The organism is Ruegeria meonggei, from assembly GCF_042768335.1.
Taxonomy (GTDB): Bacteria; Pseudomonadota; Alphaproteobacteria; order Rhodobacterales; family Rhodobacteraceae; genus Ruegeria; species Ruegeria meonggei.
On the sequence record NZ_JAXHBT010000001.1, the window covers coordinates 3482892 to 3506535 of the forward strand.

24 protein-coding genes are annotated in these 23644 nt (G+C 58.2%); 18 read left to right on the forward strand and 6 right to left on the reverse strand.

Annotated elements, in window-relative coordinates; all coding sequences use genetic code 11:
* The first annotated feature begins 5 nt into the window (after nucleotides 1-5).
* The 3 genes from SJY13_RS17280 to SJY13_RS17290 are packed head-to-tail and all read left to right on the forward strand — an operon-like array spanning nucleotide 6 to nucleotide 3773.
* Complete coding sequence (locus SJY13_RS17280; protein ID WP_085823325.1) at nucleotides 6-1091, forward strand: microcin C ABC transporter permease YejB; 1086 nt, start codon at nucleotides 6-8, stop codon at nucleotides 1089-1091.
* 1 nt (nucleotide 1092) lies between these two features.
* Nucleotides 1093-2199, forward strand: a complete 1107-nt coding sequence (locus SJY13_RS17285; RefSeq protein ID WP_085823324.1) for an ABC transporter permease — start codon at nucleotides 1093-1095, stop codon at nucleotides 2197-2199.
* Nucleotides 2196-3773 (forward strand): ABC transporter ATP-binding protein, encoded by a 1578-nt coding sequence (locus SJY13_RS17290; protein ID WP_377192643.1) that lies wholly within the window; start codon nucleotides 2196-2198, stop codon nucleotides 3771-3773. The genes SJY13_RS17285 and SJY13_RS17290 overlap by 4 nt, the downstream gene beginning before the upstream one ends.
* A 20-nt stretch (nucleotides 3774-3793) precedes the next feature.
* Here the strand turns inward: SJY13_RS17290 and SJY13_RS17295 are convergent, their stop codons facing one another.
* Complete coding sequence (locus SJY13_RS17295; RefSeq protein WP_377192645.1) at nucleotides 3794-5722, reverse strand: elongation factor G; 1929 nt, start codon at nucleotides 5720-5722, stop codon at nucleotides 3794-3796.
* Nucleotides 5723-5898: 176 nt separating this feature from the next.
* Nucleotides 5899-7254 carry an oxygen-independent coproporphyrinogen III oxidase gene (hemN, locus tag SJY13_RS17300; protein WP_377192647.1) on the reverse strand — a complete coding sequence of 452 codons (1356 nt, stop codon included), beginning with the start codon at nucleotides 7252-7254 and terminating at the stop codon, nucleotides 5899-5901.
* 61 nt (nucleotides 7255-7315) lie between these two features.
* Between hemN and fnrL the strand changes: the two genes are divergently transcribed.
* Together fnrL and SJY13_RS17310 are read left to right on the forward strand one after the other, a co-directional pair.
* Nucleotides 7316-8059 carry a transcriptional regulator FnrL gene (fnrL, locus tag SJY13_RS17305; protein ID WP_377192649.1) on the forward strand — a complete coding sequence of 248 codons (744 nt, stop codon included), beginning with the start codon at nucleotides 7316-7318 and terminating at the stop codon, nucleotides 8057-8059.
* Nucleotides 8060-8134: 75 nt separating this feature from the next.
* Nucleotides 8135-8386: a GlsB/YeaQ/YmgE family stress response membrane protein gene (locus tag SJY13_RS17310; RefSeq protein WP_085823319.1), complete on the forward strand. Its 252-nt coding sequence runs from the start codon at nucleotides 8135-8137 to the stop codon at nucleotides 8384-8386.
* A gap of 45 nt (nucleotides 8387-8431) precedes the next feature.
* Here SJY13_RS17310 and SJY13_RS17315 read toward each other — a convergent pair whose 3' ends face one another.
* Nucleotides 8432-9271 carry a universal stress protein gene (locus tag SJY13_RS17315; protein ID WP_377192651.1) on the reverse strand — a complete coding sequence of 280 codons (840 nt, stop codon included), beginning with the start codon at nucleotides 9269-9271 and terminating at the stop codon, nucleotides 8432-8434.
* A gap of 196 nt (nucleotides 9272-9467) precedes the next feature.
* Between SJY13_RS17315 and ccoN the strand changes: the two genes are divergently transcribed.
* Genes ccoN through ccoP form a run of 4 tightly spaced genes read left to right on the forward strand, consistent with a single transcriptional unit; the run spans nucleotide 9468 to nucleotide 12875 of the window.
* Complete coding sequence (ccoN, locus tag SJY13_RS17320; RefSeq protein ID WP_085823480.1) at nucleotides 9468-11075, forward strand: cytochrome-c oxidase, cbb3-type subunit I; 1608 nt, start codon at nucleotides 9468-9470, stop codon at nucleotides 11073-11075.
* A gap of 14 nt (nucleotides 11076-11089) precedes the next feature.
* Nucleotides 11090-11818: a cytochrome-c oxidase, cbb3-type subunit II gene (gene ccoO, locus SJY13_RS17325; protein WP_377192653.1), complete on the forward strand. Its 729-nt coding sequence runs from the start codon at nucleotides 11090-11092 to the stop codon at nucleotides 11816-11818.
* Nucleotides 11819-11829: 11 nt separating this feature from the next.
* The gene (locus SJY13_RS17330; protein ID WP_085823316.1) at nucleotides 11830-12015 is read left to right on the forward strand and encodes a cbb3-type cytochrome oxidase subunit 3; all 186 of its coding nucleotides are present in this window, start codon (nucleotides 11830-11832) and stop codon (nucleotides 12013-12015) included.
* Complete coding sequence (gene ccoP / locus SJY13_RS17335; RefSeq protein ID WP_377192655.1) at nucleotides 12012-12875, forward strand: cytochrome-c oxidase, cbb3-type subunit III; 864 nt, start codon at nucleotides 12012-12014, stop codon at nucleotides 12873-12875. The genes SJY13_RS17330 and ccoP overlap by 4 nt, the downstream gene beginning before the upstream one ends.
* Before the next feature lie 104 nt (nucleotides 12876-12979).
* Here ccoP and SJY13_RS17340 read toward each other — a convergent pair whose 3' ends face one another.
* Entirely contained in the window at nucleotides 12980-13150 is a 171-nt protein-coding gene (locus tag SJY13_RS17340; RefSeq protein WP_377192657.1) for a hypothetical protein, read from the reverse strand.
* A gap of 100 nt (nucleotides 13151-13250) precedes the next feature.
* On the opposite strand from SJY13_RS17340, the gene SJY13_RS17345 reads away from it, so the two are divergent.
* The 7 genes from SJY13_RS17345 to nusG all read left to right on the forward strand — a co-directional run bounded on the left by SJY13_RS17345 (nucleotide 13251) and on the right by nusG (nucleotide 19474).
* Nucleotides 13251-14126 carry a LysR family transcriptional regulator gene (locus SJY13_RS17345; protein ID WP_377192659.1) on the forward strand — a complete coding sequence of 292 codons (876 nt, stop codon included), beginning with the start codon at nucleotides 13251-13253 and terminating at the stop codon, nucleotides 14124-14126.
* A gap of 101 nt (nucleotides 14127-14227) precedes the next feature.
* Complete coding sequence (gene ccoG / locus SJY13_RS17350) at nucleotides 14228-15655, forward strand: cytochrome c oxidase accessory protein CcoG (RefSeq protein WP_377192661.1); 1428 nt, start codon at nucleotides 14228-14230, stop codon at nucleotides 15653-15655.
* A gap of 1 nt (nucleotide 15656) precedes the next feature.
* A complete protein-coding gene (locus tag SJY13_RS17355) occupies nucleotides 15657-16115 on the forward strand; it encodes a FixH family protein (protein ID WP_377192663.1) in 459 nt (152 codons plus the stop codon).
* 3 nt (nucleotides 16116-16118) lie between these two features.
* Nucleotides 16119-18296, forward strand: a complete 2178-nt coding sequence (locus SJY13_RS17360; protein ID WP_377192665.1) for a heavy metal translocating P-type ATPase — start codon at nucleotides 16119-16121, stop codon at nucleotides 18294-18296.
* A gap of 5 nt (nucleotides 18297-18301) precedes the next feature.
* On the forward strand, nucleotides 18302-18460 hold the full coding sequence (gene ccoS / locus SJY13_RS17365; RefSeq protein ID WP_085823310.1) for a cbb3-type cytochrome oxidase assembly protein CcoS: 159 nt from the start codon (nucleotides 18302-18304) through the stop codon (nucleotides 18458-18460).
* 81 nt (nucleotides 18461-18541) lie between these two features.
* Nucleotides 18542-18739 (forward strand): preprotein translocase subunit SecE, encoded by a 198-nt coding sequence (gene secE, locus SJY13_RS17370; RefSeq protein WP_085823309.1) that lies wholly within the window; start codon nucleotides 18542-18544, stop codon nucleotides 18737-18739.
* Between the two features lie 201 nt (nucleotides 18740-18940).
* Complete coding sequence (nusG, locus tag SJY13_RS17375; protein WP_085823479.1) at nucleotides 18941-19474, forward strand: transcription termination/antitermination protein NusG; 534 nt, start codon at nucleotides 18941-18943, stop codon at nucleotides 19472-19474.
* Between the two features lie 100 nt (nucleotides 19475-19574).
* On the opposite strand, the gene SJY13_RS17380 is transcribed toward nusG, so the two are convergent.
* The gene (locus SJY13_RS17380) at nucleotides 19575-20822 is read right to left on the reverse strand and encodes a peptidoglycan-binding domain-containing protein (protein WP_377192667.1); all 1248 of its coding nucleotides are present in this window, start codon (nucleotides 20820-20822) and stop codon (nucleotides 19575-19577) included.
* Between the two features lie 391 nt (nucleotides 20823-21213).
* Between SJY13_RS17380 and rplK the strand changes: the two genes are divergently transcribed.
* Together rplK and rplA are read left to right on the forward strand one after the other, a co-directional pair.
* Complete coding sequence (gene rplK / locus SJY13_RS17385) at nucleotides 21214-21663, forward strand: 50S ribosomal protein L11 (protein WP_085823307.1); 450 nt, start codon at nucleotides 21214-21216, stop codon at nucleotides 21661-21663.
* Nucleotide 21664: 1 nt separating this feature from the next.
* Entirely contained in the window at nucleotides 21665-22363 is a 699-nt protein-coding gene (rplA, locus tag SJY13_RS17390) for a 50S ribosomal protein L1 (RefSeq protein ID WP_085823306.1), read from the forward strand.
* A 175-nt stretch (nucleotides 22364-22538) separates the two neighbouring features.
* Here rplA and SJY13_RS17395 read toward each other — a convergent pair whose 3' ends face one another.
* On the reverse strand, nucleotides 22539-23564 hold the full coding sequence (locus SJY13_RS17395) for a Hint domain-containing protein (RefSeq protein ID WP_377192669.1): 1026 nt from the start codon (nucleotides 23562-23564) through the stop codon (nucleotides 22539-22541).
* Nucleotides 23565-23644 lie beyond the last annotated feature (80 nt).

Below are 23644 nucleotides of genomic sequence, written 5' to 3' on the forward strand. Positions count from 1 at the left end.
GAACTTTGGGCGCGTATATTCTTCGCCGGCTGTTGCTGGTTATTCCGACGTTGCTGGGCATCATGATCGTGAACTTCACCCTGGTGCAATTTGTTCCAGGCGGTCCGATCGAGCAAATTCTTGCCCAAATGCAGGGTGAGGGAGATGTTTTTGCCGGTTTTGCAGGCGGTGAAGGTGCCCCTGCCGAAGAAACCTTTGGCTCTGACAGCGAATATATAGGCGCGCGCGGTCTGCCGAAGGAATTCATCGAAGATCTGGAGAAGGAGTTTGGGTTCGACAAACCGCCGCTAGAACGGTTCCTGACGATGATGGGCAATTACATGACGCTGGATTTTGGCCAAAGCTATTTCCGGTCGATCAGCGTGATTGATCTGGTGTTGGAAAAAATGCCCGTTTCGATCTCGCTGGGCCTGTGGTCCACCCTGATCGCCTATCTGGTGTCGATCCCGCTGGGCATTCGCAAGGCGATCAAGGACGGTTCGACCTTTGATACCTGGACCAGCGGGGCCATCATTGTTGCCTATGCGATTCCAGGCTTTTTGTTCGCGATCCTGTTGTTGGTGCTGTTTGCTGGCGGGTCGTACTGGCAGATCTTCCCCCTGCGCGGGCTGACGTCGGATAATTGGGACAGCCTAAGCCTGTTCGGCAAAATCGCAGATTACGCGTGGCATATCGCATTGCCGATTATTGCACTTACGATTTCAGCCTTTGCGACGCTGACGCTACTAACCAAGAATTCGTTTCTGGACGAGATCAAAAAACAATACGTGATGACCGCACGTGCCAAAGGCCTGAGCGAAAGCAAGGTGCTGTACGGGCATGTGTTCCGCAACGCGATGCTGATCGTGATTGCGGGTTTCCCTGCCGTGTTCATCGGGGTGTTTTTTGGCGGCTCGATCATCATCGAAACCATCTTCTCGCTGGACGGTCTGGGACGTCTGGGCTTTGAGGCCGCTGTCGCTCGGGATTACCCGGTGATCTTTGGCACACTGTTTATCTTTGGCCTGATGGGGCTGGTTGTCGGCATCATCAGTGACCTGATGTATGTGGTGGTCGACCCCCGTATCGATTTCGAAAAGCGGGAGGGGTAACATGGCACTGTCTCCCCTGAACCAGCGCCGCTGGCGTAATTTCCGACGCAATGGTCGGGCTTTCTGGTCGTTATTGATTTTCTCGGTGCTGTTCGGCCTGTCCCTGTTTGCTGAGTTTATCGCAAACGACAAACCTATCCTGGTTAAATACCGGGGTGAGTTCTATACGCCGGTTTTCAACTTCTATGCCGAAACCGATTTTGGCGGCGACTTTCAGACCGAAGCCATCTACCGCGACCCCGAGGTGCAATGCCTGATCGACAGCGGTGGGCTTGAAGCCTGTTTCGACGACCCGGACGGCATCATTGACCAGATCCAGGCCGGCACGTTCCAGGCCGACGGGTTCGAACGTGGTTGGGCCATCTGGCCGTTGATTCCCTACTCCTACACCACCAGCGTGGATCGCCCGGGCGCGGCCCCTTTGCCGCCCAATGGTCAAAACCTGCTGGGAACAGATGACACCAAGCGTGACGTGCTGGCGCGGGTGATTTACGGCTTCCGCCTATCGATCCTGTTTACGTTGATGGTAACCGGTGTCGCCAGCTTGATCGGTATTTTTGCCGGGGCCATTCAAGGCTTTTTTGGCGGCTGGCTGGACCTGATCTTCCAGCGGGTTATCGAGATCTGGTCGGCTACACCGTCACTTTATGTTATCATCATCATGTTCGCCATTTTGGGGCGCAGTTTCTGGTTATTGGTCGCACTGATGATCCTCTTCAGTTGGACAGGGCTGGTCGGCGTTGTGCGCGCCGAATTCCTGCGGGCGCGAAATCTGGAATATGTGCGCGCCGCGCGAGCGCTGGGCGTGGGGAACGGCACCATTATGTTCCGGCATATGCTACCCAACGCCATGGTGGCGACGTTAACCTTTATGCCGTTCATTGTGACGGGCACGATCGGGGGCTTGGCCTCGCTGGATTTCCTTGGCTTTGGCTTGCCTTCCTCGGCCCCATCTCTGGGTGAGCTGACCTTGCAGGCCAAGCAGAACCTGCAGGCACCCTGGCTGGCCTTCACCGCCTTTTTTACCTTTGCCATTATGCTGTCGCTGCTGGTCTTCATCTTTGAAGGCGTCCGCGATGCGTTTGATCCCAGAAAGACCTTTTCATGAGCTTGCTGGACGTACAAAACCTCAAAGTTTCGTTTCGGCAGGACGGGCAGTTGAGCGCGGCGGTCAAGGGTGTGTCCTTCACCGTGGACCGGGGCGAGACAGTTGCGCTTGTGGGTGAATCCGGCTCGGGAAAATCTGTTACTGCGTTGTCGACCGTATCCCTGCTGGGCGACAGCGCGGTGGTCGAAGGCTCGGTCCGGTATGACGGGAAGGAAATGATCGGCGCGTCTGAGGACAGTCTGATGGACGTGCGCGGCAACGATATCAGCTTTATCTTTCAAGAGCCGATGACCTCGCTGAACCCGCTTCACACGATCCAGAAGCAGATGGCCGAGTCTCTGGCCTTGCATCAGGGGCTGACGGGCGACATAGCCCGCGACCGGATTGTCGAGCTGTTGACTAAGGTTGGTATCCGCGACCCCCGCGAGCGGCTGGACAGCTATCCGCACCAGCTGTCCGGCGGGCAGCGGCAGCGTGTCATGATCGCCATGGCGCTGGCCAACAAGCCGGACGTTCTGATCGCGGACGAGCCGACAACCGCGCTGGACGTGACCATTCAGGCACAGATTCTGGAACTGCTGGCCGACCTTCAGAAGACCGAGAATATGGGGATGTTGTTCATCACCCACGACCTGGGCATCGTACGCCGCATTGCCGACCGGGTCTGCGTGATGAAAGATGGTGAGATCGTGGAAACCGGTGCCACGACCGAGATATTCGACAACCCTCAGCACCCTTACACACGCAAACTGCTGGCGGCAGAGCCTGCGGGCCAGCCTGATCCGGTGGCACAGGATGCGGAAGAGGTTGCGCGGACAGATCACCTGAAAGTGTGGTTCCCGATCCAGCGCGGTTTTCTAAAGCGCACCGTCGGTCACGTGAAGGCCGTCAACGACGCCACGCTCAGCGTGCGCGCGGGTGAAACGCTGGGCATCGTGGGGGAAAGCGGGTCGGGCAAGACGACCCTGGCGCTGGCAATCATGCGCCTGATCGCATCCGAGGGCAGCATCACTTTCCGCGATCAGGACGTGCGCCGCTGGTCCACGCGTGAGCTGCGGCGGCTGCGCAAGGACATGCAAATCGTCTTTCAGGACCCGTTCGGCAGCCTCAGCCCGCGGATGACCTGCCAGCAGATCATTGCCGAGGGTCTGGCGATCCACAAGGTCGATCCCCACCGTGCTCCGCGCGATTTGGTGGCCGAAGTGATGACCGAAGTTGGTTTGGACCCGGCTGCGATGGATCGGTATCCGCACGAGTTTTCAGGCGGGCAGCGTCAGCGCATCGCCATTGCGCGCGCCATGGTGCTGCGACCCAAACTGTTGGTGCTGGATGAACCCACCAGTGCGCTGGACATGACTGTGCAGGTTCAGATCGTTGACCTGCTGCGTAACCTGCAGCGCAAATACGGGCTGGCCTATCTGTTCATCAGCCACGACCTCAAGGTCGTGCGTGCCATGTCGCATAACGTGATCGTCATGCGGAACGGTGACGTCATCGAGATGGGCTCGGCAGAGGCGCTATTCGAGAACGCTCAAACCGACTATACCCGTGAACTGATCGCGGCGGCGGGCTGAAAACGGCCCGCCATTGGTATTCAGGCGCTTGCCGTTTCGCGTGAGGCGGAATTTGGAACCGGACCGCGCAGTTCTTCGTAGTGATCGAACTGCAGCTTGACCCAGCCGGTGCCCCGCGTGGCGCTGGCAAGGGTGCGGTGCAGCTCGTCCTCGGCCACGGCGGGCAGTTGGGCGTTGAAAATTTCCCAGCCCGAGGCGTTTGGGTTGCCTTCAAATCCCAGAACCTGACCCTGGAGCGAACTGATGGTTGGAACCAGATCGCCCACAAAATCTGACGGCAGATGAATTTCGGCGTTCAGGATGGGTTGCAGGACCACCGGTTTCGCCTGTGGCAGCGCCTCGCGGACCGCATTCTTGCCGGCCATGCGAAAGGCGTAATCCGAGCTGTCCACGTTGTGGTGCTTGCCGTCGCTCAGCGTGACTTTGACGTCAACAACTGGAAAACCTTCAGGCCCCTGCGCCAGCGCTTCCTTGGCGCCGTGTTCGACCGAGGGGATATAGTTCTTGGGCACCGACCCGCCTTTGACGATTTCCTCAAACTGGAACCCGGATCCGCGTGGCATCGGCGCGACCGAGATCACCACATCGGCAAACTGCCCCGCACCGCCGGATTGCTTGCGGTGACGATGGCGATATTCGACCGGGGTGCGAATGGTTTCGCGATAGGCGGTCTCGACATGGTCGGTGGCAATCTCGATCCCGAAATCCTCGGCCAGTTTGGCGGTGACGCGCCGCATATGTTGCGGGCCTTGCGAGCCCAGAATGGCGTGACCAGTCAGTTCGTCCTGTTCCTGATGCAGGCCCGGGTCGATCTCAACCAGACGAGACAGCGCGTTGGACAGACGCACATCGTCGCGCTCATGCGCCGGAGACACAATTTGCCGGTAGGCCGCCGGATGAGACGCCGCCCATTCCGGCAATGGGGTCGCCACGCCGCTGTCATACAGGTTGCCGGGATTCAGGTGATCGGATTTCACAGCCAGGCCGATTTGCCCAGCAGGAAGCTCTGCAATTTGCGTCTTGGCATCCAAAGCCGTCAGGTTCCCGACCGTGTCACCGCCCAGGTTTTCATGTGCTTTGACGCCGTCCCCCAGTCCGCGCAGCACAACGATCTTGCCGATATGTTTCTTCACATCTGCAAATCCGGCGATGGCCCTGGCGTTGTCTTCCGCCTCGTCGCGACCGGCGGCGATATCAAACTCCGGTGCCTCATGCCGCAGGGCTTTCATCAACCGGGTCAGGCCGTTGCCGTGGCTGGCTGCGCCCAGACAGGCCGGGATCAGCTGATGGTGTTGCAGCACCTGCGCGGCTAGATCATAGACCTCGGCACTGGGGGGCTGTTTATCTTCAATCAACTGTTCCAGAAGGTGGTCGTCGAAATCCGATAGGGTTTCCAGCAATTCGGTACGGGCTTCCTGTTCCCGGTCTTCAACCGATTGCGGCAGTTCAATCAGGGCCGAGGGTTGCCCTTCCCGATACTTCCACGCCCGTTCCGAGATCAGATCGACCGCTCCAACAATTGTTTCCCCATCGCGGATCGGCACCTGCCGCAAGGCGATGTGTTGTGTGCAATAGGTCTGCAGGGCCGAGATGATGTCGCGGATGCGACCATTGGGGTTGTCCATCCGGTTTATGAACAAAAAGCAGGGGATGCCCGCTTCTTCGACCAGCCGCAGATAGGGCGCGCACAGGACGGCCGCGTTTGGATCGGGCGGCACGACCACCACGGCGGCGTCCGAGATTGCCATGGCCGGGCCGACATAGGCCAGATTGTCGCTGCCGCCATCCACGTCTATGGCGCACCATGGTTCGTCCAGGTAAGAAAAACCGTGCAAATGCACGGTTCCGGATACGTCGAAGGTGGTGGGGCGGCCATCGAGGCGACTGATGGCCTCGACCAGAGTGGTCTTGCCCGATTGGCTGGGGCCAAGGACGGTAAAAACGCGCATAGGTGCAGTCCCTCTTTCAAATTGCAGTTCAGCTGCACGAAAGGGGTTGCCCAACGCGGGTACGTCGGCGCGGATTGTCTGTTTTTAGCCTGCCTCGGACGCGGGGCGGGGTGTCGCCCGTCCTGTGAGTGTGGGGAAAACCGACCCTCGGCGTCAAGTCTTGTGCTGCTGTTGTGTCAGATCGCCGAACTGTGGCCGGCTTTGCTCAGGTCATAGGCGTCAAAACTGCGGGCGATCATCCGGGTCAGGGCGCGGGCCTCGGGTGGGATGTATAGCCCTTCCTCGGTGATGCGCAGCAGGCCGTCAAAAGTGGTATTGGCTGTCTGATACATGCTGGTCAGTTCCACCGCAGTGATGTCATGATCGCGCAGAATTTCGGCGCTGTTGATCTGGAAATCGCACATCAATGCTTCGATCAGTCTTGAGCGCAGGATGTCCTGTCCCTTGAACAGATGTCCACGCGAGGTTGAGAACCGACCCTCGCGGATCGCTTTGGTATAGGCCGATGTCGCGGGCGCGTTCTGCGCATAGCCTTGCGGAAACCGCGAGATCGAGCTGGCGCCAACACCGATCAGAACTTCGGCCTGATCATCGGTGTACCCTTGGAAGTTCCGCTTGAGCCGCCCAGCCTTCAGGGCATGGGTCAAACCATCATCCTGCGTGGCAAAGTGGTCGATACCAATCTCGGCGTAATTGTCCCACAGAAACAGGCGACGGGCGGTGTCGAACAGGTCAAGTCGCTGTTCCGGTGTGGGAAGGGCATCTGATGGAATCAGCTGCTGTCGCTTGGCCATCCACGGCACATGGGCATACCCATACAGCGCCACGCGATCCGGAGTGAGAGACAACAGTTTCTGCACGCTTTCCGTCATCCGCGTTTTGGTCTGATGCGGCAGGCCATACAGAATATCGGCGTTCAGGCTTGCAATCCCGCGGGCGCGGATCATGTCCACCGCCTTGCGCGTGGTATCATAGCTTTGGATACGTCCAATGGTTTTCTGAATCTCATCGTCGAAATCCTGAACACCGATCGAGGCGCGGTTCATGCCAGCCTCGGCCAGCGCATCCAAGCGGTCTTCGTCGATCTCGTTGGGGTCAATCTCGACCGAGAACTCAGCGTTCGGGCCCAGCGGCACTACGTCCAGAATACGCGATGCAAGATCACGCATCAGGTCAGGATTTAGCAAAGTAGGTGTGCCCCCGCCCCAGTGCAGGCGCGACATGGTTACACCTTCGGGCAGGCGCGCGGCCAACAAATCCAACTCGGCCTTGAGCACGTCCACATAGGCGATCACCGGATTGTCAGTTTGGGTGCCTTGCGTGCGACAAGCGCAGAACCAGCACAGCCTGCGGCAAAATGGAACATGGATGTACAGAGACACGGCGCTGCCGGGTTTGAGCCCGGAAATCCAGTCATCATAAAGACTTGCCCCCACGTCATTACTGAAGTGAGGCGCGGTGGGATAGCTTGTGTAACGCGGGACTTTCGCGTCAAATAGTCCAAGCTGTGCCAATTGTGGTTTCACTATCATAGCGATACCTTTATGGGACGGTCCGGAAAGGCACCTTGACAGAGATCAAGTGGAAACGTGCATGACACCAAATTTTAAGATCGACCACACGAACTGTGCTGACTGCCCGATCCGCCATCGGGCCGTGTGCGCGCATTGCGAGGTAGATGAGCTGGAAGAGCTTGAGGGCATCAAGTATTACCGCAGCTTTGAAGCTGGCCAGACGATCATCTGGTCCGGGGATCAGATGAACTTTGTAGGCTCTGTCGTGTCCGGCATCGCGTCGCTGACCCAGACCATGGAAGATGGCCGCACACAGATGGTCGGTCTTTTACTGCCCAGCGACTTTGTCGGGCGACCGGGGCGGGATTCGGCACCCTATGATGTGCTGGCCACAACCGATCTGGTCATGTGCTGTTTTCGCAAGAAACCGTTCGAAGAGTTGATGAATAAAACGCCGCACATCGCGCACCGGCTGTTGCAGATGACCCTGGACGAACTTGACGCCGCACGGGAATGGATGCTGGTGCTGGGTCGGAAAACCGCGCGGGAAAAGATTGCCAGCCTTTTGTCAATTATTGCCCGAAGGGATGCATCAGTAGGTCCGAAGACCAGCACGGAGCCAATCGTCTTTGATTTGCCCCTGACGCGTGAGGCTATGGCGGACTACCTTGGACTGACGCTTGAGACAGTCAGCCGGCAGATTTCAGCGCTGAAGAAAGACAAAGTCATCGAGCTGGAAGGCAAGCGCCACGTCACCATCCCGGATATGGGGCGCCTGATGGACGAGGCAGGCGACGATTCGGATGGCGGTTTCCTGGTCTGATCCTTTTACAGCGTGACTGGCAGGGTCTGCTGTGTTTAGGTGTGGCTGAACGACGCGAACTTCAGGAGCAACCCTATGGAATTCAGTAGTATTCTGGCGATGCTGTTCATCGGTGCAATCGCCGGATGGCTGTCGGGCAAGATCATGGAAGGCCGCGGATTTGGTCTGATCGGCAATATCATCGTTGGCATTGTGGGTGCGTTTCTTGCCGGTACGATTTTCCCTGCTCTGGGATTTGTCGTGGGCGGTGGCGTGTTCTCATCGATCCTGTTCGCGACAATTGGGGCGGTGATCCTGCTATTTCTGATCGGGTTGGTCAGAAAATAAGAGACCGCCCCTAAGGGCGGTTTTTGAGCTGCGGTTTCTTGGTATTCAGTGGGTCAGGAATACTGGCACCGAGGCCTGTTCCAGCATGTTGCGCGTGGCACCGCCCAGAATGGCTTCGCGGAACCGAGAGTGACCGTACGCACCCATGACAATCATATCCGCTTCGGTATCCAGGGCATGGCGATTCAGGATGTCTGACACGCGCGTCATGGTTTTGCTCAGCACGTCGATTTCGCACTTTACTCCGTGACGTGCCAGCATTTGCGACAGCATCCCGCCGGGGTCAGAACGGTCAGGGCCGTGGCGCGGCGGGTCGATTACGACGATCCGCACCAGATCAGCCTGTAACAGGAACGGCAGCGCGCGGCGAATGGCCCGCATGGCCTCGACGCTTTCATTCCATCCGATGGTGATTGTGCGAGGGCGATCAAAGGGTGTTGCTTCGTCTGGTGTGATCAAAACCGGAGCGTGGCCATCAAACATGGCAGCCTCGACAATGGGTTCCGCCTCAGCCCCGCAATCAGGACCGTAGGGGCGCGGCAGGATGACAAGATCCGAAAACCGGGCGCGGTGGGCAATATGACGTCCGATATCGGCAATCTGGGCCACGCCGCTTTCGGCGGACCAGCGCGTTCCGGTCTTGACCAGGTAATCCTTGGCATAGGCCATGACCTCTTCGGCCTCGGCATTGGCGCGATTCAGCGTTTCCTGCAGGATCAGGGCATTTGCACCTGCGTAGTAATAGCCGGTCTGGCTGCGGTCTACACCCAGACACAGGGCTTCGGCGTGCCCGTCCTGCGCGCTTGCCAGTGCTGCCATCTGTGCCAGCGCGGACTCACTCTGTTTGGTGTCCGTCAACACAGTAAGAAGAGATTTGTAAGCCATTTTGACCTCTTGCTTTCAAAACGCGTCAGACTGCGACCGGTTGGCCCAGTTGTTCAAATAGGATTGTCACAGAAATCAGGGTATTGTCTTGACACAGATCAAAGCAGCACTGGTCTCTGTCGGACAAAACAGCAGCCAGTCAAACAGGTCCTGCGACACAAAAAGAATCGCGTAGGGCATGGCAAAGGGACGCAATATGTCAAATTACATCAAGCTGATCGTGCTTGGGCTGGTCGTGGTGTTTGCCGCGATCGGGACCAATTATGCACGGGATTTGGCGTATCAGGTGCATGCAATTCTGGTGATGCTGATCGCCGGTGGATTGTTCATCTGGACGCTTCGAAACACAGATGAGCCAGATATCCTTGCGGATCGTTCAGGCGAGTATATGGATGGCGTGATACGCTATGGCGTGATCGCAACCGCCTTTTGGGGAGTCGTCGGATTCCTGGCGGGGACCTTCATCGCGTTTCAGCTGGCTTTTCCGGTACTGAACTTTGAATGGGCGCAGGGATACCTGAACTTTGGCCGCTTGCGCCCGCTACACACCTCGGCGGTGATTTTCGCATTTGGCGGCAACGCGTTGATCGCGACCTCGTTCTACGTGGTGCAGCGGACTAGCGCTGCGCGTCTTTGGGGCGGCAACTTGGCGTGGTTCGTGTTCTGGGGATACCAGCTGTTCATCGTTCTGGCTGCGACCGGCTATGTTCTGGGCGGAACACAGTCCAAGGAATACGCCGAGCCTGAGTGGTATGTTGATCTGTGGCTGACAGTTGTCTGGGTGGCCTATCTGGCTGTGTATCTGGGCACCATCGTCAGACGGAAAGAACCCCACATCTATGTGGCCAACTGGTTCTATCTGGCGTTCATCGTCACCGTCGCCATGCTGCACCTGGTCAACAACATGACCGTCCCCGTCAGCATCTGGGGCTCGAAATCGGTCATCGTCTGGTCGGGTGTTCAAGACGCCATGATCCAGTGGTGGTACGGCCACAATGCTGTGGGCTTTTTCCTGACCGCCGGTTTCCTGGGTATGATGTACTATTTCATCCCGAAACAGGCCGAACGTCCGGTGTTCAGCTACAAGCTGTCGATCATCCACTTCTGGGCGCTGATCTTCCTGTATATCTGGGCTGGTCCGCACCATCTGCACTATACCGCGTTGCCTGACTGGGCATCGACGCTGGGCATGGTGTTCTCGATCGTGCTGTGGATGCCGTCCTGGGGCGGTATGATCAACGGTCTGATGACCCTGTCGGGCGCGTGGGACAAGCTGCGCACAGACCCGGTGATCCGGATGATGGTGATCTCGGTCGGCTTCTACGGCATGTCTACGTTCGAAGGCCCGATGATGTCGATCCGCGCAGTCAACAGCCTTAGCCACTACACCGACTGGACCATCGGGCACGTGCATTCGGGTGCGCTGGGCTGGAATGGCATGATCACCTTTGGTGCGCTGTACTTCCTGGTGCCTGTCCTGTGGAAGCGTGAGCGTCTGTATTCGTTGCAGATGGTCAGCTGGCACTTCTGGCTCGCCACCATCGGCATCGTGCTCTACGCCGCGTCGATGTGGGTCACCGGTATCATGGAAGGCCTGATGTGGCGCGAAGTGGATGCCAACGGTTTCCTGGTGAACTCGTTCGCTGACACCGTAGCTGCCAAGTTCCCGATGTATGTGGTGCGTGCTTTGGGTGGCGTGATGTTCGTCGCTGGTGCATTGATCATGTGCTACAACCTGTGGATGACTGTGCGGAAAGCGCCGGCCAAAGAGGCCAGCCTGACCGTCGCGGTCCCGGCTGAATAAGGAGGGCCGGCGCAATGGCAATGCTCGACAAACATAAAATCCTCGAGACCAACGCGACCCTCTTGCTGGTATTCAGCTTCCTGGTCGTAACCATCGGTGGCATCGTACAGATCACCCCACTGTTCTATCTTGAGAACACGATCGAAAAGGTGGAGGGTATGCGCCCTTACACCCCCTTGGAAATGGCTGGGCGTGATATCTATATCCGCGAAGGTTGCTATGTCTGCCACAGCCAGATGATCCGGCCCATGCGGGATGAGGTCGAACGGTATGGCCATTATTCCCTGGCGGCCGAGTCAATGTATGACCACCCGTTCCAGTGGGGGTCAAAGCGGACCGGGCCTGACCTGGCGCGTGTCGGTGGCCGGTATTCGGACCAGTGGCATGTGGACCATCTGCGGGATCCTCAGTCGGTTGTGCCGGAATCGGTGATGCCGAAATATGGCTTCCTCGAACACCGCATCATCGACGGCAAGTATATCGGTGATGTTTTGGCCGCAAACGCACTTGTTGGCACGCCCTACACCGATGAGATGCTGGAGAACGCCCAGGCGGATTTCCGGGCTCAGGCGGATCCGGACAGCGACTATGACGGTTTGCTGGAACGTTATGGTGAAAAGGTCAGCATTCGTAACTTCGATGGTCAGTCTGAACTGACCGAAGCCGATGCGCTGGTCGCTTATCTGCAGATGCTGGGAACGCTGGTCGACTTTTCGACCTTCACCCCGGATGCAAACCGCTAAAGGAGGGTGTGATGGAAGACTATACTCTCTTACGGCAGTTCGCGGATAGCTGGATGCTGCTGGTCCTGTTTGTCTTCTTTGTCGGCATCGTTGTGTGGGTCTTCCGCCCCGGCGCCAGCAAGGAATACAAGGACACCGCCAACATCCCGTTCCGTCATCAAGACAAACCCGCCACATCCGAGGAGGCGAGGAAATGAGCAAGACACCTGAAAAGCAGCCGGGTGATCCGAACACCACTGGCCACACCTGGGACGGAATCGAAGAGTTCGACAATCCGATGCCACGCTGGTGGCTGTGGACGTTCTACGCCACGATCTTCTGGGCTGTGATCTACACGATCATGTACCCCGCATGGCCTCTGGTTCAGTCGGCAACGGCTGGTGTGACCGGCTGGTCCTCGCGCGGGGAAGCGCAGCAAGAACTGGTTGCATTCCAGGAGGCCAACGCTCCGTGGAATGCCCGTCTGGTGGAAACACCGCTGGAAGACATCTCGAAGGACCCGGAGCTGCAGCAATACGCGGTAAACGCTGGCGGTGCTGTGTTCCGCACATGGTGCGCGCAGTGTCACGGTTCTGGTGCGCAAGGTGCGCCGGGCTTCCCGAACCTGCTGGATGACGCCTGGCTCTGGGGCGGTTCGCTCGAGGATATCGAGACCACCGTTGCCTATGGTATCCGCAACGAGGAAAGCGACGATGCGCGTTACTCCGAGATGCCAGCCTTTGGTGAGATCCTTGAACGTGAAGAGATTACGCAGGTGGTTCAGTACGTCATGTCACTGACCAATGCGCAAACCGACGATGCGGCGGCACAAGCTGGAAAGGTTGTCTTCGAAGACAATTGCGCCGCTTGTCACGGCGAAGACGGGACTGGCGATGTCTTCCAGGGCGCACCGAATCTGACTGATGCCATCTGGCTGTATGGAGGCAGCCAAGAAGCCGTAACTCAGACAGTTTTAAATAGTCGTTTTGGTGTGATGCCAGCGTGGGAAAACCGCCTGAGCGATGCGCAAATCCGCGCTGTCACTGCTTACGTCCACCAGCTGGGTGGCGGCCAGTAGCAGCGAAAAAGAATACCTTCGGACGGTTTGCCGCCCGAAGGTTGAGGCACCGGCTGTTCGATCTGTTCGCGCGTTTCCTGAACAGCCGGTGCTGTTTTCTCAGACTACTGATCCGATCCGACCCGGTCCAGAGGACCTTTGCTTTCGGATAGATACGACGTGCGTTTGCTTTCCTTCCACCAGTGATCTTCGGGCAACCATTCCCGTTTCCTTGTGCCACTACCTGTTTGGGTTTGGGTGGCGACCATGAATGTTCTTGCAAGGATTGAGAGCATCTGACCTCTCCTCAGTTGGGTTCTACTGAGTTTCAAGATTGATCTTCGGACGGAAAAATGCGACTCAATTGACATTTACTTATGTAACTAAGGCTTACATATGGACTGGATGAAGATGCCGCCACTGGCCGCGCTCAAGGCCTTTTCTGCCTTTGCAGAGGCAAGAAACGTCGTGCAGGCTGGTGCATCCCTTAATGTCAGCCATGCTGCCATCAGCCAACAATTGCGCGCTCTTGAAAAACATCTGAACGTCGCTCTGCTGGACCGATCCGGAAAATCCATGACCCTGACACCTGAGGGCGAGGTGCTGGCGCGGGCTTTGCACCTTGGGTTCGGGGCAATTGGCGCGGCGGTGAGCGATCTGATGCACGCAACCGAGGATCGCCCAGTTCATATCTCGCTGACGGCGTCGTTCGCGGCCTCGTGGCTGATGCCGCGCCTGCCAGCGTTTCAGGCGCAACACCCGAATGTTCACCTGGCGCTGGACCCCTCACCTAATCTGGTCAGTTTGGGCCCGGGTGGCGTGGATGTGGCGATCCGTTACGGGGCGGGGCACTGGCCGGGCGTGGATTCCGAGCTGCTGTTGCAAAGCCCGATTGTGATCGTCGCAGCGCCCGCGTTGTTGGGCGGCAAGACCAAGATGACACCGGACGAACTGAGCCAACTGCCCTGGCTTGAGGAATTTGGTACGACCGAGGCCACCACCTGGCTGGCTGAACACGGGGTCGAGCACGGCCCCCGGGCCGGACGCATCGCATTGCCGGGAAACCTGTTGCTGGAAGGCGTGCGCGCCGGGCAGGGCGTGACCGTCACGGCGCGACATTTTGTCGAGGCCGATATCAAAGCAGGTCGCATCATCGAATTGTTTTGCGAACCGGGCATGCGCGGATATTATACAGTTATTGGTGCCGCGCCCATGCGCCCTGCGGTCAAAACCTTTGTGGGCTGGCTCAGGCGACAGGTCGGTCAGATGTGACAAAAGGTGTCTGTGCGATGCTCTTTTGACCCATGTCAAAGAGACTACCTGTGTGATCTGGGACAAGACGCTAAAAAAACAGCCATATCTGGAGCCAGCCCGTGAGCGATTCCGACCCCGCCCCCAGCCTTTACGCTGCAAGGGAGCCCATCTTTCCCCGGCGTGTTTCCGGCCCTTTCCGAAATCTGAAATGGATCATTCTCGCGGTCACGTTGGGCATCTACTATGTGACGCCATGGTTCCGGTGGGATCGCGGGCCAAGCTTGCCTGATCAGGCTGTGCTGCTGGATCTTGCAAACCGGCGGTTCTATTTCCTCTGGATCGAGATCTGGCCGCATGAGTTCTATTTTGTGGCGGGCCTTTTGATCATGGCGGGTCTGGGGCTGTTTCTGTTTACCTCGGCGCTGGGGCGTGTGTGGTGCGGCTATGCCTGTCCGCAGACGGTCTGGACGGACCTGTTCATTCTGGTTGAACGTTGGATCGAAGGCGATCGCAATGCCCGCCTGCGGCTGCACCGTCAGGAAAAGCTGGATTTCCGCAAGGCGCGGATGCGGGTCACCAAATGGATAACCTGGCTATTGATCGGTCTGGCAACCGGCGGGGCTTGGGTGTTTTACTTTGCTGATGCACCGACCCTTGCCCGGGACCTGGTCACTGGAAATGCCCATCCTGTGGCTTACACGACAGTGCTGATCCTGACAGGCACGACTTTCCTGTTCGGCGGGTTCGCGCGCGAGCAGATTTGCATTTACGCCTGCCCCTGGCCCCGTATTCAGGCGGCGATGATGGACGAGGACACTTTGGTCGTTGGCTACCGCGAATGGCGGGGTGAGCCACGCGGTAAAGGGAAACGCACAGCAGAGTCTGAGTTGGGCGATTGCATCGACTGCATGGCCTGCGTGAACGTTTGCCCCGTGGGCATCGACATTCGCGATGGTCAGCAACTTGAATGCATCACCTGCGCGCTGTGCATTGACGCCTGCGATGACATGATGGCCAAGATTGGCAAGCCCCGTGGCCTAATCGACTATATGGCGCTGAGTGATGAGGCCAGTGAACGGGCAGGGAACCCGCCCAAGAATATCTGGAAACACATTCTGCGGCCCCGGACGATCATGTACACAGCGATGTGGGCGGCGGTTGGCTTTGCCCTGCTGTTTGCGCTGTTCATCCGTTCGGATATCGACCTGACGGTGGCGCCTGTGCGCAACCCGACCTTTGTTACCCTTTCCGATGGCACAATCCGCAACACCTATGATGTGCGTCTGCGCAACAAACACGGAGAGGACCGGCTGTTCAAACTGACCCTGACCGGCGATCCGTCGATGCAGGTGATGATCGAGGGGACGAACATTGATACTGTGAATGTCACGGCTGACACGACGCAATTGCAGCGTGTTTACATCGTCGCGTTGAAAGATACCGGCCCGGCGGCCGCGGACACAACGCCGGTTCGCATCTGGGTGGAAGACCTGCAAAGTGGTGAGCGTGCCTATAAGGACACCACGTTTAACGGACGAGGAAACTAAGATGGCTCAGCGTCAATTTACCGGAAAGCACGCCTTGGCGGTCTTTGTCGCGGCCTTCGGCGTGATCATTACTGTGAATTTGGTGCTGGCCTATAGTGCGGTCAAAACCTTTCCGGGGCTTGAGGTCAAAAACTCTTACGTCGCCAGTCAGGAGTTCAACGACCGCCTGCAGGAACATCAGGCCCTGGGGTGGGAAATTCAGGCCGAGGTATCGGGCGGGCTGTTGATCCTGCATATCACCGACAGGACCGGCGCCCCGGTCCAGGTGGCCGAATTGAAGGCCGTTGTGGGGCGGGCCACGCATGTAAAGGATGACTTCTCGCCCGATTTCACCTTTGACGGTCAGGCCTATGCCACGCCTGCGGTGCTGGGCAAGGGCAATTGGAACATCCGTCTGGTGGCCAAAGACAGCGAGGGCGCAGAGTTCGCCCAGCGTGTGCCATTGTACGTAAAGGGATAGCGGATGACGACGCAGCTTTCATCCGGTACGGCGGCGTGCCCGGGGTGCATTGCCAGCCCAGCGGAACCGGCGCGACCTGTTCCGCAGGATGTTCAGATTGCCCTGTCCCTGCCGGGCATCCATTGTTCGGCCTGTATCGCTACTGTCGAGCGAGAGCTGAACGCACAGCCCGGTGTGGAAGAGGCTCGGGTGAACCTGACCCTCAAACGCGCGATGATAAAGGCCGCGCCAGAGCTGACCGCTGCCGACCTGATCCCAGTGATGGAGCAGGCGGGCTTTGAAGCGCATGAGCTGGACCCCGGCGCGCTGTCGGCCACGCAGGCAAACAAGGCCGGGCGCGATCTGTTGATGCGGCTGGCAGTAGCCGGGTTCGCTTCGATGAACGTGATGTTGCTGTCGGTCTCGGTCTGGTCGGGCGCGGCGGATGCCACGCGTGACATGTTCCACTGGATCTCGGCAGCCATTGCGCTGCCTGCAATTGCCTTTTCCGCCCAGCCTTTCTTTGCCAACGCCTGGAGCGCCTTGCGCGTGCGTCGACTGAACATGGATGTGCCGATTGTTCTGGCGATCCTGCTGGCACTGATCACTTCGCTTTGGGAAACCGCCCTTGGCGGAGAACATGCCTATTTCGATGCGGCCCTGACGCTGACCTTCTTCCTGCTGGCCGGGCGTTATCTGGATTACCGCACCCGTGCCGCCGCCCGATCCGCCGCCGAAGAGCTGTCCGCACTTGAGGTGCCTCGGGCCGTCATGCTGCGCGACGGCGCGGAAAAGAACGTCGCCGTGTCGGCGCTTTCCGTTGGCGATCTGGTTCTTGTTCGTCCCGGCGGCCGCATGCCGGTGGACGGCGAGGTCGTCTCGGGCCAGTCGGAGCTGGATCGGTCCCTGTTGACCGGGGAAACCCTGCCGGTCTTTGCGCAGGCGGGCCTGACTGTCAGCGCCGGCGAGGTTAATCTGACTGGCCCCCTGACAATCCGCGCAACCGCAGTGGGCGAGGACACGTCGCTGCACCGGATGGCAGATCTGGTGGCCATAGCTGAATCGGGGCGGTCTCGCTATACCTCGCTGGCGGACAAGGCGGCCAAGCTTTACGCACCGGGTGTCCATATACTGGCGGCGCTCAGCTTTCTGGGCTGGTTGATTTACTCCGGTGATATCCGCACCGCACTGAACATAGCGGCGGCGGTTCTGATCATCACCTGTCCCTGTGCGTTGGGTCTGGCCGTGCCTGCGGTCACCACAGCTGCCTCGGGTCGTTTGTTCCGCAAGGGGATGCTGATCAAACACGCCACCGCGCTGGAACGTCTGGCCGAGGTGGACACGGTCGTGTTCGACAAAACCGGCACGCTTACTTCCGGCACGCCCGCACTGACTAATCTTGGCGATCACGCCCGCACTGATCTTGAGGTCGCGCTGGCGCTGGCCGAGGCTTCGTCACATCCGTTATCCGTTGCTCTCGCAAAATCAGCGCGCGCGGCCGGGATCAAGCCTGCCAAAGTGCAGGACGTCGCCGAGGTGCCGGGATACGGCACCGAGGGCACCTATCATGGCCTGCGCGCGCGTTTGGGCCGCGCTGCCTGGACTGGGGGCACCGAAGGCGATCAGACCGCCGCCTGGTTGTCCGTAGAAGGGCAGGCGCCAGTTCCCTTTGTGTTCACTGACACGCTGCGCGCGGGCGCGGTCGAGGCCGTTCAGGCGTTCCGCCAAGCGGACAAAAAGGTCATCCTAATTTCGGGTGACACCCGCGGAGCGGTCAAGGCGCTGGCAGGGACGTTGGGGATTGAAACCTGGATCGCGCAAGCCCTGCCGCAGGACAAGGCCGACCATGTACAGGACCTGCGGGATCAGGGACATCATGTTCTTATGGTGGGTGACGGGTTGAATGACACCGCCGCGCTGGCGGCGGCTCATGTGTCGATCTCTCCGGCCTCGGCGCTGGACGCGGCACGGGTGGCGTCGGATATCGTTCTGCTGGGCAACGATCTGGCACCGATTGCGGACGCCTGCGATACGGCTGTAAAAGCCACCAAACGGATTCGCGAGAACTTCCGCATTGCGACCATCTATAATATCATCGCGGTGCCGCTGGCTGTTATTGGATTGGCCACACCGCTGATTGCTGCCTTGGCAATGTCGACGTCGTCTATCACCGTGTCCTTGAATGCTCTGCGCCTGAGGTAGTTGATATGGAAGTTCTGGCTTATCTGATACCGATTTCCCTGTTTCTGGGCGGGGTTGGCCTGGTGGCGTTTGTCTACACGGTACGCTCTAACCAGTATGACGATCCCGAGGGTGACGCCCGGCGCATCCTGAGCGATGAATGGGACGACAATCCCAAGCCCTGAGACGTGGCGCTGAGCGCTCTTGAAATTGCCGCAATGCCCGGTTATGTCCGGCCCATCCGCTAGCAGAGAGAACCAAGCCAAATGGCAACTATGAATCCGATCCAGTTCATTCAGCAAGTCCGCGCCGAAGTTGCGAAGGTCGTTTGGCCGACGCGTCGCGAGGTGCTGCTGACCACGGTCATGGTGTTCATCATGGCGGCGCTGACAGCTGTTTTCTTTGCGCTGGTTGATCTGGGCATTCGCTGGGGTCTGCAATTCGTGCTGAGCGCCTTCGGATAAGCCCGAACCGAGCGCGCGGAAACGCCTCTGCCCCCTTGCACAGCGCGCAATGTCAGAGTAGGTGACGCGGAACTATTCGGAATGGGCGTGCGGCGATTCGGGCTGCGCGCCGCTTTTTATTCCGGGTGACGTGACAGAATTTCAATGACGGCGCGTCCGGCACTCTGGATGCGGCCTAAGGCAAACAAGGACGACAGGTTCATGGCGAAACGGTGGTACTCGGTCAGCGTTCTTTCGAATTTCGAAAAGAAGATCGCAGAGCAGATCCGCACGTCGGTGGCCGAGCAGGGTCTTGAGGACGATATCGACGAGGTTCTGGTGCCCACCGAAGAGGTGATTGAAGTGCGCCGGGGCAAGAAGGTCACGACCGAACGCCGCTTTATGCCCGGTTATGTGCTGGTGCATATGGAAATGTCAGATCAGGGCTATCACCTCGTCAACTCGATCAACCGGGTCACCGGTTTTCTGGGCCCCCAGGGCCGCCCGATGCCGATGCGCGATGCCGAGGTCAACCAGATCCTCAACCGTGTTCAGGAAGGCGAAGAAGCGCCCAAGCTGATGATCAGCTTTGAGATCGGAGAAAAGGTCAAGGTCAACGACGGCCCGTTCGAGGATTTCGACGGCATGGTCGAAGGCGTGGACGACGACAACCAGAAACTGAAAGTTTCGGTTTCGATCTTTGGCCGGGAAACCCCGGTCGAGCTGGACTTCATGCAGGTTACCAAGCAGAGCTGAGGAAGCTTTCAGTGAAATTAGAAGCGCCGCGATGCCATTGGCACCGCGGCGTTTTTTTTGTTTCAGCCGCTTAAGGACCGGCACTGCGTCGCGTATCGACTTATTGCGCCTGTATCATAGCAGCTCGCAAGAGTTGCGGGCGGTCGGATTGGGACGGCAAGAAGACAGCCTGTGATCCGGCGTCCAGTGCCGAAAGGCTCGCGTCATACCACTGCATCGAAAGATCGCGGCGCTCCTGGACGCCAAAGCCTTCACGAAGGTGATGTCCAATTAGCTCTCCATAGGCAGGTTCGCCCATTGCGACCAACATCAGAGCGGAGCCAACCGCAGTATTCATATTGTCCTGACGGTAGCCGAACGCCAGGCAAACCTTGCTTGTCGCGGCAAGATCTTCGGGGCTAAGTCCAGTATCCAACGCGTATTTGCGCATCTGAGTTTCAGCGTCTGCTTTAGAGCTTAGGGAAAGCGCAATGACCTGCGGCGCCAAGGTTTCGCCATAAGAATTGCACTGGGCGCTTACCTGATCCGGCGTCAATCCTTGGATGTTCTGCATCAGATCCTCGCCACGCGCCATCGCGTAGCTACGGGCGAGGCAAAACTGTTCACTGAGTGCGAAATCAGGATCGGACATATTTGCCAGTGTCGTATACCCGCCATTGGTTGAGGTTTGGAGCATGACCGCACTGCAGCGATTGGCGAGCGACGGGCGCGCAGTCCCGCCGGAAAAAAGCGTTGGCAAGCTGTTAGATGCAGTTTCGGTCGTGCTGGTCGCAGGAGCGGCTTCCGACTGGGGCGCAACAACCGGCTGCTGCGGTGTCACAACCGGGGTGGCTGGCGCCGCTACCTGAGGGGTCGCAGCCAGAGTAGTCCCGGTTTGAATCTGTCGGCGGTACGCCATCAGAAGAGGTTGGCCCGAGAGTTGGGTCGCGGCCTGTCCGCCGCTGGTCGCCCAGTAATATGCCTGATTCAGGAAGTCATACTGATAAGGCTGGAAGTCATAACCATTTACAGGATAACCCATTGAAGCCTGGTAGCGTTCGATCGCTGTGCGGGTACCGCGACCGACTTGACCATCGACCCTTCCGGCATTGTAGCCAAAATAGTTGAGTGCCGTTTGGGTCTGAGCGCCTTGTGAGGTCGACGGGATGCCCGGCCGGTAGGTCCGGGTAGTTCTTGTCGTCGTCCGGGCCTGTTGTTTCCTCTGTTGGTCTTTGCCAATCGCGTAGCCTATGACTCCGCCGACGACCGCGCCGCCCAAAATTTCGCCAGCATCGGCGCGCGCAGTCTGCGGTGCGGTCGCTGATAAAGAGAACGCGATGCCAAGCGTTGCAATAAAACGAATGATCATAATCAACCTCCACTAAAAACAAGTATTTTTTCAGAGTATAGCACAGCCGCGAGTATTTTTGATACAAGCGCCAAAATCCTAACCGACGGGCTTCCTTGTTCAAGTTTTCGCTGTATTTTCGCGTTCTTAGTATTCTTGGTAACTGACAGCACTGCCACACCTCCGACAGGCCGCATTCCTTTACAGGGGGAAGCCTATTAGGTTCGATTCGATGTTCCCGATCGGGGCGGGATAGGTCACTTGCCAACCCTACAATTCCCCTGTAAGTGCCGCCTCTATCGTCTTCGGGCGAGATTCTCTCGTGGGAGGTTACTGGGATCGCGATCCCGGATCGGACCACGCAACATAAACAGGGTGAGACGCGTTTCACCTAGGTTGAAAGGAAAACCAAATGGCCAAGAAGCTTGCTGGTACAATGAAACTGCAGGTTCCTGCAGGTCAGGCGAACCCGTCGCCGCCAGTTGGTCCGGCGCTGGGTCAGCGCGGCATCAACATCATGGAATTCTGCAAGGCGTTCAACGCCAAGACCGCAGACATGGAGCAAGGCGCGCCTTGCCCGACCGTGATCACCTATTATCAGGACAAGTCCTTTACAATGGACATCAAGACGCCGCCTGCGTCTTATTACCTGAAAAAAGCAGCTGGCCTGAAGCCGGTTGGCAAGCGTAACCGCCCTCGTGGCGCGGAAAACCCAGGTCGTGAGACCGTGGCATCCGTGACCTCGAAGCAGGTGCGTGAAATTGCCGAAGCCAAAATGAAAGATCTCAACGCCAACGACGTCGAAGGCGCAATGCAGATCATCCTGGGCTCGGCCCGCTCTATGGGCATCGAGGTGAAGTAAGATGGCAAAACTCGGTAAACGTACGCGCACTGCGCGCGAAGCTTTCGCTGGCAAGACAGAACTGTCGGTGGAAGAAGCGGTTGCACTGGTCAAAGCCCACGCAACATCGAAATTCGACGAAACCGTCGAGATCGCTCTGAACCTGGGCGTTGACACCCGTCACGCAGACCAGATGGTTCGTGGCGTTGTTGGTCTGCCGAATGGCACCGGCAAGTCGATGCGCGTTGCTGTTTTCGCTCGTGGCCCCAAGGCGGACGAGGCGAAAGAGGCCGGTGCGGATATCATTGGCGCAGAGGACCTGATGGAAACCATCCAGGGCGGCACCATTGAATTTGATCGCTGCATTGCAACCCCGGACATGATGCCGATCGTTGGTCGTCTGGGTAAGGTTCTGGGTCCGCGCAACCTGATGCCGAACCCCAAAGTTGGCACCGTGACCATGGACGTGAAAGCGGCCGTGGAAGCAGCCAAAGGTGGCGAAGTTCAGTTCAAGGCGGAAAAAGGCGGCGTTGTGCACGCCGGTGTCGGCAAAGCGTCGTTCGACGAAGCCAAGCTGGTTGAAAACGTCCGTGCTTTCATCTCGGCCGTTGCCAAAGCCAAGCCGACAGGCGCCAAAGGCACCTACATGAAGAAAATCGCGCTGAGCTCGACCATGGGCCCCGGCGTGACTTTGGACGTGGCGACCGCCTCGGGCGAATAAGCCTTAACGCGGATTTGCGAAGATTTGGTCCCGGGTGGTGCGAACCATCCGGGATTTTTTTTGTTGAAGAGTTTGAATATGGCGGCCGGACAATCCAAATGCTGTGCGTACATTGAACAGACCTTTGATGGCAAATGTCACGGTATCACCTGAAACACCGGGTCTATCGCCCAAGTCAGAGATAAGCGCGCATTACACTGGCTTCACGCGCCCCGATTGTCGCCGCCGCCGTATGCCTGAACGCGTCTCTGGCATGATCTACCGACGGGAACAGCGACAAGATTTCAGCACGTTGAGGTGACGAGCGCGCGTTCTTCGCGGTGTCGCCGTAATAATAGCTTTCCGTCAACGCGCCGTTCGAGCGGACGATGTGGTGACGGTCGAACATGAAATGCGTATAGGCGACGCGCTCGGTTTCCTGGATCGAAATACCGGGAAGACCGGCGAGATGCTTGGCCGCGACAAATACCTCGGGCGCTGCAAACAGCATGTCGATGGCCGGGGATGTGATCAACACCCGGTGTTGCTGCGACACAACCAGTTCTTGTGTGTTTCCGATTGCCTCTGCCTCGATCACGACAGGCGCATAAGGGCCGCGTCCGTGAACCTCGGTGGTTGCGATCCAGAGTATGGGTTGCAACCCGCCATCCCGGGTCCAGACGCGCTGGCCCTGCCTCAGATCCTGAACCTGAACCTCGCCGTCTGCGGTTTCGATCAAGGTGCCCAAGCCGAAACAGGTGATATAGTCAGTATAATCTGACGTACCGATGTTCGAGCCCGTCGTTTTGACATAAGACGTGCCTGGCGTCAGCGGCGCCGAGGTCGCAAAGCCCCAGACATCTGACGTTACTCCGTTCTGAGAAAACACATAGACATCGATCTCGGGCCCGATTGGGTTCCCGTTCGTGTCCAGGGCACGCACAGTGATGATCGATTCCGCTTCGACAGGTGTGCCGTCGGCCACGATTCCGCCGCCGTCGGTGATGACATGGCCAAATGTCTGGTCATCATTAAATGTATTAGTCCCGCCACTGGTGTCATTAAGCGTCACGGTTGTCCCAAAGCCACCGGAATAGGTAAAGATGGTGCCGTTCGGCGTGTCCGAGTTGTTGATGATCGGATCGCCTGGGGTGCCCGAGGGCGAGCCTGACGCAATGACAAGGCCATCACTGTCCTGCGCAAAAAAACTACGGAGTACCATCTGTTCGATCAGTCCCTTCGAAACTTTTTAACTCTGGCGAATCTTGTTGAAAGCCAGTCACGATTTTTGCGCGATATAAG